This is a genomic window from Streptomyces sp. NPDC046335 (assembly GCF_055587985.1).
This window is the reverse complement of the sequence record NZ_JBVJFF010000007.1, coordinates 191,045-203,573: the sequence shown is the minus strand read 5'-3', so window position 1 is coordinate 203,573 and position 12,529 is coordinate 191,045. Positions and strand designations below refer to the sequence as shown.

Below are 12,529 nucleotides of genomic sequence, written 5' to 3'. Positions count from 1 at the left end.
CCGGGGTTTTACGTATAACGTCGAGCGCCATACGTACCATGAGCGCTGTCCACGGGTCCACCGGATACCCGCCCGCGGACGACGACCTGGGAGGTAGCAGTGGCCGGGCCACAACAGGAGACCGGGGGCCCCCGGCCCACCAGCCGCGACGTCGCACGCGTGGCCGGCGTCTCACAGGCGACCGTCTCCCTGGTGCTCGGCGACAAATGGCACGGCCGCGTCGCCGAGGCGACCGCCGAACGCGTCCGCGCCACCGCACGCGAGCTCGGCTACCGGCCCAACCTCGCCGCCCGCAACCTCCGCCTCGGCCGGACCAGGACGGCGCTGCTCGTCGTCCCCGCCCTCACCAACGAGTTCTTCGCCCACGTCCACACCGGAGCCGCCCGCGTCGCCGCCCGGCACGGCTTCGGTGTCGTCCTCTACCCCTCCCCCGACGGCACGGGACCCGCCCGCGACCCCTTCGACTCCGCGCGAGCCTCACTGGACGGCGTCCTCGCCTCCTCCATGGCCTCCCACGCGCTCGCCACCATCCGCGGCGACGACCTCCCCCTGGTCATGCTCGACAGCGACCCCGCCCGCAGCCTCGGCGCCGCCACCGTCAACCTCGACCTCGCCGACGGCATGCGCCGCGTGACCCGGCACCTGCTGGCCCTCGGCCACCGCGACTTCCTGCACCTCGCCGCCGACATCGACTCCTGGACCTTCGACGTACGCGCCGACGCCCTCGCCGCGGCCCTCAGCGGCACCGACACCGCCCTGCGGCGCGTGGCCGCACCCCTGACCGTCGACGCCGCCCGCACCGCCGCGGAGGCCGCCCTGGCCGCGCCGGGGCCCCGGCCCACCGCGGTCATCTGCGACGACGACTTCCTCGCCGCCGGAGTCTGCAAAGCGGCACGGCGGCTCGGGCTGCGCGTCCCCGAAGACCTCTCCGTGACCGGCTTCGACGACCTCACCCTCGCCACCGCCGTCGAACCGGAGCTCACCACCGTCCGCCTGCCCGCCGAACACTTCGGAGAGCGCGGCATGGAGTCCCTCGTCGCCGTCCTGGAAGGACGCACCCCCGACGCCACACCCCTGGCCGTCGAACTCGTCGTACGGGACTCGACGGGACCCGCCCGCTGACCGGCCCCGCACGCGCGAACGCCCCGCGCCCCCGGCGGAGAGCCGGGAGCACGGGGCGCACGCGGAACGGGCTACTCGCCGTCGGCCTCCGCCTCGGGCTCCGTGTCGGACGGGGCGTCCGTCGAACCGCCCTCGTCCAGCAGGCGGGACAGCTGCCGCCCCACGATCCGCTTGAACTTCCGCTGCTGCGGCCGCGTCCGGTCGAGCACCGCCACCTCCAGACGCTCGGCGGGAATCTCGCGCTCACTGCCGTTGGTGTCCCGCGACAGCGCGCGCACCGCGAGCTTGAGCGCCTCGGCCAGCGTCATGCTGTCGCTGTGGTGCTGGTCCAGATACGTGCTGATCTGCTCGGCATTGCCGCCGACGGCCAGCGAACCGTGCTCGTCCACGATGGAACCGTCGTGCGGCAGGCGGTAGATCTGGTCGCCCTCGCGGGTGACGCCCACCTCGGCGACGACCAGCTCCACCTCGTAGGGCTTCTCGGCGGCGCTGGAGAAGATCGTGCCCAGCGTCTGCGCGTACACGTTCGCCAGACCACGCGCCGTCACGTCGTCGCGGTCGTAGGTGTAACCGCGAAGGTCGGCGTACCGGACACCACCGATACGCAGGTTCTCGTACTCGTTGTACTTGCCGGCGGCCGCGAAACCGATGCGGTCATAGATCTCGCTGAACTTGTGCAGCGCGCGGGACGGGTTCTCGCCGACGAACACGATGCCATCGGTGAATTGCAGTACGACCAGGCTGCGGCCGCGCGCGATGCCCTTCCGGGCGTATTCCGCACGGTCGGCCATCTGCTGCTGAGGTGATACATAGAACGGCGTCGACACCGGATCCGTCCCTTTCTGTCAAAAACTGCTGGCGGCGAATTCGGGACGGTCAGAGCAGCGCGGCACGCGGGCCGTCGGGCTGCTCCAGCCGCCTCTCCAGGATCGAACGCGCGATCGCCGCGGACTCGTCGTCCGTCAGCCTGCGGAAGCCGTCGTCGGTGATGACCGTGACGATGGGATAGATCCGCCGCCCCACGTCGGGGCCACCGGTCGCCGAGTCGTCGTCCGCGGCGTCGTACAGCGCCTGGACCACCAGAGTCGTCGCCTGGTCCTCGGTCAGACCACCGTGGTACAGCTTCTTCATGGCGCCGCGGGCGAAGACCGAGCCGGAACCGGTCGCCGCGTACCCGACGTGCTCCTCCGAGCGGCCGCCCGTGACGTCGTACGAGAAGATGCGGCCCTTCTCGCGGTCCACGTCGTACCCCGCGAAGATCGGCACCACGGCCAGGCCCTGCATGGCCATGGCGAGGTTGCCCCGGATCATCGTGGAGAGCCGGTTCGCCTTGCCCTCCAGGGAGAGCGTGGCGCCCTCCACCTTCTCGAAGTGCTCGAGCTCCAGCTGGAAGAGCTTCACCATCTCCACGGCCAGGCCCGCCGTGCCGGCGACGCCCACCGCCGAATACTCGTCGGCCGGGAAGACCTTCTCGATGTCGCGCTGCGCGATCATGTTGCCCATCGTCGCCCGCCGGTCACCGGCGAGGACCACGCCGCCGGGGAACGTGACGGCCACGATGGTCGTGCCGTGCGGCGCCTCGATGGCACCCTGCATGGGCGGCAGTTGACGGTTCCCCGGCAGGATCTCGGGCTGATGCTCGGTCAGGAAATCCATGAAGGACGACGAACCGGGCGTCAGGAAGGCAGCCGGCAGACGCCCGGTGCTACGAGTTTTGGCTTCCACGAGGATCCCTCCAAATAGGCGGCAGCCCGACGAACTGTGTCGGGATCGTCTCCCAACTTGCCGATGGCCGAATTGCAGTTGAAGCACAGTACGCCACGGACCCTACCCGTTTCGTGGCAGTGATCCACATGGATTCCGGGGGCCTGGGACCGATCACGCGGAGCCCCATTCGCGGGGCGGACATCCCGTCCCGCCGTGGCGGCCGCGCTCGACCTGCTCCGAGCGAAGGCTGCTCGCGGTTTGCCTTCCTGGCACCGCGAGCAACGCTTCACATCCTTCACTTCAGCCACCCGACCCCCTGCGTGGCCTTGAATTCGAAGGGCAAGCGGGCTTACTGCCCACCCTTCTGAACGAAGGACCGCACGAAGTCCTCGGCGTTCTCCTCAAGCACGTCGTCGATCTCGTCCAGAACGGAGTCCACGTCGTCGTTGAGCTTCTCCTGGCGCTCCTTGAGGTCCTCGGAGCCCTGCGCCTCCGGCGCCTGCTCCTCGGTCTCCTCGGTGTTGCGCGTCGCCTTCTGCTGTCCGCCGCCGGTGTCCTTGGTCGCCATCTACCTCACCCCGCTCGCTCGGTTAGACGTTCTTGATCAGACCCTACAATCCGGGTCCGACATCGGCCCCGCACTTGGTGCAACGTACGGGACCCACCTCTGTGATTCCCTCGTCGATGACCTTTAGCCGCCGGAAAGGACCCGAACCAGATCCTCTGCCGACCGGCAGCGGTCCAAGAGCTCCTTGACGTGGTTCCTGGTGCCGCGCAGGGGCTCCAGGGTCGGCACTCGTTGCAGAGAGTCACGGCCGGGCAGGTCGAAGATGACGGAGTCCCAGGAGGCGGCGGCCACGTCGTCCGCGTACTGCTCGAGGCACCGGCCGCGGAAGTACGCGCGCGTGTCCTCGGGCGGCTTGGTGCCCGCGCGCTCCACGTCCGCCTCGTCGAGGAGCCGCTTCATCTTGCCCCGGGCGACCAGGCGGTTGTACAGGCCCTTCTCGGCCCGTACGTCGGCGTACTGGAGGTCGACCAGGTGGAGGCGTGCCGCGTCCCAGTCGAGGTCGTCACGGCGGCGGTAGCCCTCCATGAGTTCCCGCTTGGCGACCCAGTCGAGCTCGCCCGAGAGGCTCATCGGGTCGGTCTCCAGGCGGCCGAGCACGTCCTCCCAGCGGGTGAGCACGTCCTTGGTCTGTTCGTCCACGTCGGAGCCGTACCGCTCCTCGACGTACTTGCGGGCCAGTTCGTAGTACTCCATCTGGAGCTGTACGGCGGTGAGTGACCGGCCGCTGCGGAGTGTGACGAGGTGCTTGAGCGACGGGTCGTGGGATACCTGGTGCAGGGTGCGCACCGGCTGGTCGACCGCGAGGTCCACCGCGATGAAGCCGTCCTCGATCATGGCGAGCACGAGGGAGGTGGTGCCGAGCTTCAGGTAGGTCGAGATCTCCGAGAGGTTGGCGTCGCCGATGATGACGTGCAGCCTGCGGTACTTCTCGGCGTCGGAGTGCGGCTCGTCGCGGGTGTTGATGATGGGCCGCTTCAGGGTCGTCTCGAGGCCCACCTCGACTTCGAAGTAGTCGGCGCGCTGGCTGAGCTGGAAGCCATGTTCATGGCCGTCCTGGCCGATGCCGACGCGTCCCGCGCCGGTGACGACCTGGCGGGAGACGAAGAACGGCGTCAGGTGGCGCACGATGTCCGAGAAGGGGGTCTCCCGCTTCATCAGGTAGTTCTCGTGCGTGCCGTAGGAGGCGCCCTTGTTGTCGGTGTTGTTCTTGTAGAGGTGGATCGGCTGGGCTCCGGGGAGCTGCGCCGCGCGGTCGGCCGCCTCGGCCATGATGCGTTCGCCGGCCTTGTCCCAGAGGACCGCGTCCCTGGGGTTGGTGATCTCCGGTGAGCTGTATTCGGGGTGCGCGTGGTCTACGTAGAGGCGCGCTCCGTTGGTGAGGATGACATTGGCGAGGCCGATGTCCTCGTCGGTCAGCTGGCTGGCGTCGGCGGCCTCGCGGGCGAGGTCGAAACCTCGCGCGTCCCGCAGCGGGTTCTCCTCCTCGAAGTCCCAGCGGGCGCGTCGCGCCCGGTGCATCGCCGCGGCGTATGCGTTGACGATCTGGGATGAGGTGAGCATGGCATTGGCGTTGGGGTGGCCGGGGACGGAGATGCCGTACTCCGTCTCGATGCCCATTACTCGCCGTACGGTCATGCGGCCCTCCTTGCCCGGCGGCGCTCCCATTCGGGAACGGCGCTCAAGTACCGCTGGTGCTCCAGTGCGCGTGCGGTGCCCGTCCCCGCACTGCGCGACTCGGCGGTACCGAAGAGACTAGAACGCCTTTGCGCTGGTGGGGAGATCATTGCCTTCATTGAAAAGCAGACGGCTGCGGGTACCCGTGAAGGACACCCGCAGCCGCCCTGTGTTCTAGAGGTACTGACCGGTGTTGGCCACCGTGTCGATGGAGCGTCCGGTGTCCGCGCCCTGCTTTCCGGTGACGAGGGTGCGGATGTACACGATCCGCTCGCCCTTCTTTCCGGAGATCCTGGCCCAGTCGTCCGGGTTGGTGGTGTTGGGCAGGTCCTCGTTCTCCTTGAACTCGTCGATGCAGGCCTGGAGGAGGTGAGCGACCCTGAGGCCCTTCTGGTTCGCTTCGAGGAAGGCCTTGATGGCCATCTTCTTGGCGCGGCCCACGATGTTCTCGATCATGGCGCCGGAGTTGAAGTCCTTGAAGTAGAGGACTTCCTTGTCGCCGTTGGCGTACGTCACCTCGAGGAAGCGGTTCTCCTCGGATTCGGCGTACATCTGCTCGACGACGGACTGGATCATGCCGTGCACCGTGGCGCGCCGGTCGGCGCTGTGCTCGGCGAGGTCGTCGGCGTGCAGCGGCAGCCGTTCGGTGAGGTACTTGGCGAAGATGTCCTTGGCCGCCTCGGCGTCCGGGCGCTCGATCTTGATCTTCACGTCGAGTCGTCCGGGGCGCAGGATCGCGGGGTCGATCATGTCCTCGCGGTTGGAGGCGCCGATGACGATGACGTTCTCCAGGCCCTCCACGCCGTCGATCTCGGCGAGGAGCTGCGGGACGATGGTGTTCTCCACGTCGGAGCTGACGCCGGAGCCACGGGTGCGGAAGAGCGACTCCATCTCGTCGAAGAAGACGATGACGGGGGTGCCCTCGCTCGCCTTCTCCCGCGCACGCTGGAAGACCAGGCGGATGTGGCGCTCGGTCTCACCGACGTACTTGTTGAGGAGCTCGGGGCCCTTGATGTTGAGGAAGTAGCTCTTCCCCGTGGGCTGGCCGGTCACCTCGGCGACCTTCTTGGCGAGCGAGTTGGCGACGGCCTTCGCGATCAGCGTCTTGCCGCAGCCGGGGGGCCCGTACAGCAGCACGCCCTTGGGCGGCCGCAGTTCGTGCTCCTTGAAGAGATCGGGGTAGAGGTACGGGAGCTCGACGGCGTCCCGGATCATCTCGATCTGGCCGCCGAGGCCACCGATCTTCTCGTAGCTGATGTCGGGGACTTCTTCGAGGACGAGCTCTTCGACCTCGCTCTTGGGCACGACCTCGTAGACGTAGCCGGAGCGGGGTTCGAGCAGCAGGGCGTCGCCCGGGCGGATGGTGACGTCGAGGAGGGGTTCGGCGAGCCTCACCACTCGTTCTTCGTCGGTGTGTCCGACCACCAGGGCGCGGTCGCCGTCCTCGAGGATCTCCTTGAGGGTGACGATGTCGCCGACGCTCTCGTACTCCATGGCCTCGACCACGTTGAGCGCTTCGTTGAGCATGACTTCCTGGCCGCGCCTGAGCTCTTCGAGCTCCACGCTGGGGCTGACGTTCACCCGGAGCTTGCGGCCCCCGGTGAAGATGTCGGCCGTGCCGTCCTCGTTGGCCACGAGGAAGACCCCGAAGCCGGCCGGCGGCTGCGCGAGCCGGTCGACTTCCTCCTTGAGGGCCACGATCTGGTCGCGGGCCTCGCGGAGCGTGTTGGCGAGCCGTTCGTTCTGTGCTGACACGCCGGCCAGGTTGGTCTGCAGCTCGACGATCCGCTCTTCGAGAATCCTCGTATGACGCGGAGAGTCGGCGAGCTTTCGTCGCAGGACGGCGATTTCCTGCTCGAGATAGGCAACCTGACCGGCGGGGTCTTCAGACCCTCGCCCCGGCCGGATGCCGCGGTTGATGTCGTCGTCGTGGGCTGCCACGGTCCTCACCTCCTCCAAGGGGAGCTGGACGCTTCCAGACCCTACCTGGGTGGGTGTCGATTGAAACCCCTAGATCACAAAGACGATGGGGGTGTGTCCGATCTTCACCCTTGCGCTCTCCCTCACTCTCAGGTGAATACCCACCCAACAACATCGGAAAGCGGGCGGTTGTATCGTCGAAGTGTTCAACACCCGTCAGAGCTGGCCCGACTTACCGTGTGGTCGGCCTGCTCGGCGCAGCTACCGGCAGGAGAGATGACCGTGCGGCACGAGGCCGAGACCGGCAGTGAGGGCCACGACCTTCTGGAGGTCTGGATCGATCAGGACCTCTGTACCGGGGACGGCATCTGTGCGCAGTACGCGCCCGAGGTCTTCGAACTGGACATCGACGGACTGGCCTACGTGAAGAGCGGCGACGACGAGTTGTTGCAGGCGCCCGGAGCCACGACGCCGGTGCCGTTGCCGCTCCTGCGTGACGTCAAGGACTCCGCGAAGGAGTGTCCGGGCGACTGCATCCACGTACGCCGGGTTTCCGACAGGGTCGAGGTCTACGGCCCCGACGCGGAGTGATCCGCCTCACCCGGTGAGGCGCCCGCGCCGTGGCCCGCGCCGGGTCAGACGCGGCGCGCTCCGGCCGGCGTCGTCCTTTCGAATGTGCCGTCCTTCCACTGCCACTTGGCCGCGTCCTTGCGGTCGGGGCAGCAGCGGGGGACGTCCAGTGACGAGTATCCGAGCAGGGTCGCGGTGACCGCGCCGTCGCGTACGGCGAAGTCGGTGGCGTTGAGCCGGTCCGCGGGGTCGACGAGGGTCGCGACCACGCGGGGTTTTCCGGCGCCGGGGCGAGTGATCACGTAGACGCCGTCGGGCGGGGTGCCCGAACCGGCGCGGCAGTGCACGACGGCGACGGTCTCGGCCCTGCCGTCCCCGTCCAGGTCGCCGGAGGCCTTCTTCTTCACGACGGGCTTCGCGGTGCCGCAGTTCAGCGGGAAGTCCACGGACGCGGGGTCGGGCGCCGGGACGGGTGCGCCCGCGGCGGCTCTGGTGTGGGTCTTCGGCCCCGTCTGGGCGGCCGTGGCGGCGTCGGGCTGGAGGAAGGCGGCGCCCGCGACGACGGCGGCCAGCGCGGCCGCGGTGGCCAGCCAGTGGATGGGGCGGGCGGTGGCGTGTGCCAGTTCCGGGACGGCGGGGTGCTGCACGAGGAAGTGTCTCCTGTGAGGGCTGTGCCGGTGGGGGAGGTGGCCAGCATCGTGCCATACGTCACAGTGAGGTGGAACACCGGGGTGCGGGGGCACTCGGCCTGGTTCGGTACGCGGCTTCCCGTACGCGGCTTCGTACGCGGCCGGTGCCTGGTCAACGAAACGGCGCCGCCGCCGAGTTCCCTGGTCGGTCAGGGAACTCGGCGGCGGCGCCTGCTCATTGGACGGGGTCCGTCGCGCGGGTCAGCGCGGGGTGCCACCGTCCGCGTTGGGTCCGGAGTAGTCCTCGCCGTACGCGCCCTTGGCGGGGCGGCGGCGGCGCATGGGGGGCTCGACGCCGTCCGCGAGGCGGCGGGCGGTGAGCAGGAAGCCGGTGTGCCCGATCATGCGGTGGTCGGGGCGGACGGCCAGGCCCTCGACGTGCCAGTTGCGGATCATCGACTCCCAGGAGGTCGGCTCGTTGAAGCAGCCGATCTCGCGGATGGACTCCACGGTCCGCGCGAGCTGGGTGGTGGTCGCCACGTAGCAGCAGAGGATGCCGCCGGGGACGAGCGCCTTGGAGACGGCCTCCAGGCACTCCCAGGGGGCGAGCATGTCGAGGATGACCCGGTCGACCTCGGTGTCGCTGAGGTTGTCCTGGAGGTCGCCCACGGTGAGCTGCCAGGCGGGGTGGGGGGCGCCGAAGTAGCGCTCCACGTTCTGCCGGGCGATGTCGGCGAAGTCCTCGCGGCGCTCGTACGAGTGCAGCATTCCCTGGTCGCCGATGGCGCGGAGCAGGAAGCTGCTGAGCGAGCCCGAGCCCACGCCCGCCTCGACGACGCGGGCGCCGGGGAAGATGTCGGCGAAGGCCAGGATCTGCCCCGCGTCCTTGGGGTAGACCACGGCGGCGCCGCGGGGCATGGACAGGACGTAGTCGGGGAGCAGGGGTCGCAGCGCCAGGTAGGCGACATTCCCCGTGGTACGGACAACACTGCCCTCGGGAGCGCCGATCAGCTCGTCGTGGGGGAAGGAACCCTTGTGGGTGTGGAAATTCTTCCCGGCCTCGAGCGTGAACGTGTAGTGGCGTCCCTTGGGGTCGGTGAGCTGGACCTGGTCCCCGACCTTGAAGGGCCCGCGACGGCGGGCGGCACCGGTCGGTTCGGACATGTGACCAGCCTACCGGCCGCGGCGGACACCGCCGACCACCGTGGCGGCCGCCGGGGGCCTCAGGAGGGCCGGGCCATGGCCTTGACGAAGGCCCGCTCGACGTCGGCCGCGGAGAGGACTCCGTAGATCTCGCCGGAGTCCTCGACGACGAGGTACTCGGTGGCGGGTGTGGCCCGGAGCGTGTCGAGCAGCTCCTCCCCCGACAGCTCGGCGGAGACGCGCATGCCCTCGGTGAGGTCCTGGGCGAGGCCGCTGACCGTGACCCAGGGACGGCGGTGCTGGGGCACGGAGACGATGGCCGCCTCGCGGACGACGGCCTTCGGATCGCCGTCGGGGTCGACGACCACCAGGGCGCGGGCGCCCGCGTCGTTGGCGCGCCGCAGCGCCTCGGAGAGGGGTGTGCCGGACTCGACGGGCACCGCGCGGCGGGTGAGGGTGCGGGCGCGCAGCTCGGGCAGGTGTTCGCGCAGGCGGGCCATGCGCAGGCTGTTTCCGGCGCCGGTCCAGATGATGGCGGCGAGGATCGCGGCGAGCAGGGCGTCGGTGACGGTGTCCATGCCGCTGATTTCCTGGGGGTCGCCGCCGAGGGCGCCGGACTGGTTGAGCAGGGGCAGTCCGATCAGTACGGAGACGGCGAGCGCGCGGCCGACCCAGGCGGCGGCGATGGTGCCGCTCATCGGCTTGCCGGTGATCTTCCAGACGACGGCGCGGAGCATGCGGCCGCCGTCCAGGGGGAGGCCGGGCAGGAGGTTGAAGGCGGCGACGATGAGGTTGGAGATCATCAGTCCGGCGAGCAGGACGCCGGGGACGGTGCCTGGCTCGACGGCGCGCATGCCCGCGTAGAACACTCCGGCGAGCACGAGGGAGAGCAGCGGGCCGACGAAGGCGAGGACGAACTCCCGGCCGGGGGTCTCCGACTCCTTCTCGATCTCCGAGACGCCGCCGAAGAACTGGAGCTGGATCCGGCGCACCGGCAGCTTGAAGCGGAGGGCCGCGACGGTGTGGGCCAGTTCGTGGACGAGTACGGAGGCGTAGAAGGCGACGGCGAAGAAGAGCGACACGAGGTAGCGGACGCCGCCCAGTTCCGGCAGGACGCGGTCGAGCTGGCCGCCGAAGACCCAGGTGATGAGGGCGGCGACGAGGAACCAGCTGGGCGCGACGTACACGGGCACGCCGAACGGCCTGCCCATGAGCAGCCCGCCACCGGGCCCCTTCCGCGTCTTGGGCGGTCCGGTCTTCTGCCGCTTGGGGCTGCGCCCGCCCTGGGCCCGCTCGTGCGCCTCGGGGAGGACGGGGGCGGGCGCCGGCCTATCGGCGGGGGCGGGATCCGGCTTCTCGGCGGGGGCGGGCGCCGGTCCTTCGGCGGAGGCCGGGTCAGGCTTTTCGACGGGAGCGGGCGCCGGTCCATCGGCGGAGGCCGGGTCTGGCTTCGCGACGCGGGCGGGCTCCCGCCTATCGGCAGGCTCCGCCTCATCGGCAAGGGCCGGGCCCGGCTTCTCGGCGCGGGCGGGCTCCGGCCTGTCGGCAGGCTCCGCCCCATCGGCAAGGGCCGGGTCCGGCTTCTCGGCGGGAGCGGGCTCCGGCCTGTCGGCAGGCGCCGATCCATCGGCGAAAGCCGGATCCCGCTTCTCGGCGGGAGCGGGCTCCGGCCTATCGGCAGGCGCCGACCCATCGGCGGAGGCCGGGCCCGGCTTCTCGGCGCGGGCGGGCTCCGGCCTATCGGCAGGCGCCGACCCATCGGCGGAGGCCGGGTCCCCCTTCTCGGCGGGAGCGGGCGCCGGTCCATCGGCGGGCGCCGACCCATCGGCAGGGGCGGGGTCCGGCTTCGCGGCGCCCACAGGGTCCCCCTTCTCGGCGGGGCCCGGTCCCGTGACCGCCGAGCCCGGACCCGTGACCGCCGAGCCCGGCCCCGTGACCGCCGAGCCCGGCCCCGTGACCGCCGAGCCCGGCCCCGTGGGCGCCGGGCTCGGTTCGGGGGGAGTGGCGTCCTCGGGGCGTGGGGGCTTTGGTGTCTTGTCGAGTGGGGTGATCGGCCGGGCCTCGGGGCGCTCGTCGGCCACGTCGAGCGGGCGCGGCGACCCGGAGGCGCCGGCCGTCCCGCTCGGACGTGGGCCCTCGGTGCCGTCGGACTGCGGCCTGCCGCTCTCGCCGCGTTCGTCCACGATGTCCCCTCGATCGAAAGCGTCCCTCGCCCCGGTATGGCGTGGTTACCCACACGATCATGCAGGGCGAGAGGGTTCGTCGTCGATGGTATGCGTCCGTTGTCAGTGGCGGGCCGTAGGGTCTGTTCCCATGGAAACCAGCTCCGAAGGCGCCGCGGCGGCCGTCCGCCCGGCGTCCCTGTCGCCCTCGCGCGCGGGTGACTTCATGCAGTGCCCGTTGCTGTACCGCTTCCGGGTGATCGACAAGCTGCCCGAGAAGCCCAGCGAGGCGGCGACGCGGGGCACCCTGGTGCACGCGGTCCTGGAGCGTCTCTTCGACGCTCCGGCGAGCGAGCGGACGGCGCCGCGCGCCAAGTCGCTGATCCCCGGCCAGTGGGACCGGCTGCGCGAGACCAAGCCGGAGCTGACCGAGCTGTTCGCCGACGATCCGCAGGGCGAGCGGATGGCGCGCTGGCTGTCGGACGCGGAGAAGCTGGTCGAGCGCTGGTTCACCCTGGAGGACCCGACGCGCCTGGAGCCGGCGGAGCGCGAGCTGTTCGTGCAGGCCGAGCTGGCCTCGGGACTGCGGCTGCGCGGCATCATCGACCGCGTCGACGTGGCCCCTTCGGGCGACGTGCGGATCGTGGACTACAAGACGGGCAAGGCCCCGCGTCCGGAGTACGCGGAGGGCGCGCTGTTCCAGATGAAGTTCTACGCCTTGGTGGTGTGGCGGCTGAAGGGCGTGGTCCCGCGCCGCCTCCAGCTCGTCTATCTGGGCAGCGGTGACGTCGTCACGTATGACCCGGTGGTGGCGGACCTGGAGCGGGTGGAGCGGAAGCTGCTCGCGCTCTGGGAGGCGATCGAGCTGGCCACCGCGACGGGCGAGTGGCGCCCCCGGCCGACCAAATTGTGCGGTTGGTGCGACCACAAGGCGGTATGCCCTGAATTCGGCGGGACTCCCCCGCCGTATCCGCTTCCTCTCAGGGCGCCCGAGTCGGCCGAGGGCGAGCAGGGCAGAATGGGCCCGGCCTAGC

12 protein-coding genes are annotated in these 12,529 nt (G+C 70.2%); 3 read left to right on the top strand and 9 right to left on the bottom strand.

The features are described from left to right. The first annotated feature begins 99 nt into the window (after nt 1–99). Nucleotides 100–1,122, top strand: coding sequence for a LacI family DNA-binding transcriptional regulator (locus ACZ6JY_RS18880; protein WP_469197122.1), 1,023 nt, complete (start codon nt 100–102; stop codon nt 1,120–1,122). A gap of 71 nt (nt 1,123–1,193) precedes the next feature. On the opposite strand, the gene prcA is transcribed toward ACZ6JY_RS18880, so the two are convergent. The 6 genes from prcA to arc form a co-directional block, all read right to left on the bottom strand. Then, on the bottom strand, nt 1,194–1,949 hold the full coding sequence (gene prcA, locus ACZ6JY_RS18875; RefSeq protein WP_469197121.1) for a proteasome subunit alpha: 756 nt from the start codon (nt 1,947–1,949) through the stop codon (nt 1,194–1,196). A gap of 49 nt (nt 1,950–1,998) precedes the next feature. Next, nucleotides 1,999–2,847 carry a proteasome subunit beta gene (gene prcB, locus ACZ6JY_RS18870; protein WP_469197120.1) on the bottom strand — a complete coding sequence of 283 codons (849 nt, stop codon included), beginning with the start codon at nt 2,845–2,847 and terminating at the stop codon, nt 1,999–2,001. After that, complete coding sequence (locus tag ACZ6JY_RS18865; protein WP_469197119.1) at nt 2,799–2,975, bottom strand: endonuclease domain-containing protein; 177 nt, start codon at nt 2,973–2,975, stop codon at nt 2,799–2,801. Before ACZ6JY_RS18865 ends, prcB begins: the two co-directional genes overlap by 49 nt. A gap of 203 nt (nt 2,976–3,178) precedes the next feature. Further along, on the bottom strand, nt 3,179–3,397 hold the full coding sequence (locus ACZ6JY_RS18860) for a ubiquitin-like protein Pup (protein ID WP_447036403.1): 219 nt from the start codon (nt 3,395–3,397) through the stop codon (nt 3,179–3,181). Between the two features lie 123 nt (nt 3,398–3,520). Beyond that, nucleotides 3,521–5,032, bottom strand: coding sequence for a depupylase/deamidase Dop (gene dop, locus ACZ6JY_RS18855; RefSeq protein ID WP_469197118.1), 1,512 nt, complete (start codon nt 5,030–5,032; stop codon nt 3,521–3,523). A 213-nt stretch (nt 5,033–5,245) separates the two neighbouring features. Next, nucleotides 5,246–7,012 carry a proteasome ATPase gene (gene arc, locus ACZ6JY_RS18850; RefSeq protein WP_469197117.1) on the bottom strand — a complete coding sequence of 589 codons (1,767 nt, stop codon included), beginning with the start codon at nt 7,010–7,012 and terminating at the stop codon, nt 5,246–5,248. Nucleotides 7,013–7,267: 255 nt separating this feature from the next. On the opposite strand from arc, the gene ACZ6JY_RS18845 reads away from it, so the two are divergent. Continuing rightward, entirely contained in the window at nt 7,268–7,582 is a 315-nt protein-coding gene (locus ACZ6JY_RS18845; RefSeq protein ID WP_469197116.1) for a ferredoxin, read from the top strand. 44 nt (nt 7,583–7,626) lie between these two features. Here ACZ6JY_RS18845 and ACZ6JY_RS18840 read toward each other — a convergent pair whose 3' ends face one another. The 3 genes from ACZ6JY_RS18840 to ACZ6JY_RS18830 form a co-directional block, all read right to left on the bottom strand. Continuing rightward, nucleotides 7,627–8,208 carry a hypothetical protein gene (locus tag ACZ6JY_RS18840; RefSeq protein ID WP_469197115.1) on the bottom strand — a complete coding sequence of 194 codons (582 nt, stop codon included), beginning with the start codon at nt 8,206–8,208 and terminating at the stop codon, nt 7,627–7,629. Between the two features lie 243 nt (nt 8,209–8,451). Next, nucleotides 8,452–9,354, bottom strand: a complete 903-nt coding sequence (locus ACZ6JY_RS18835; protein WP_469197114.1) for a tRNA (adenine-N1)-methyltransferase — start codon at nt 9,352–9,354, stop codon at nt 8,452–8,454. A gap of 59 nt (nt 9,355–9,413) precedes the next feature. Beyond that, a complete protein-coding gene (locus ACZ6JY_RS18830) occupies nt 9,414–11,192 on the bottom strand; it encodes a site-2 protease family protein (protein ID WP_469197346.1) in 1,779 nt (592 codons plus the stop codon). A gap of 454 nt (nt 11,193–11,646) precedes the next feature. On the opposite strand from ACZ6JY_RS18830, the gene ACZ6JY_RS18825 reads away from it, so the two are divergent. After that, nucleotides 11,647–12,528 carry a RecB family exonuclease gene (locus ACZ6JY_RS18825; protein ID WP_469197113.1) on the top strand — a complete coding sequence of 294 codons (882 nt, stop codon included), beginning with the start codon at nt 11,647–11,649 and terminating at the stop codon, nt 12,526–12,528. Nucleotide 12,529 lies beyond the last annotated feature (1 nt).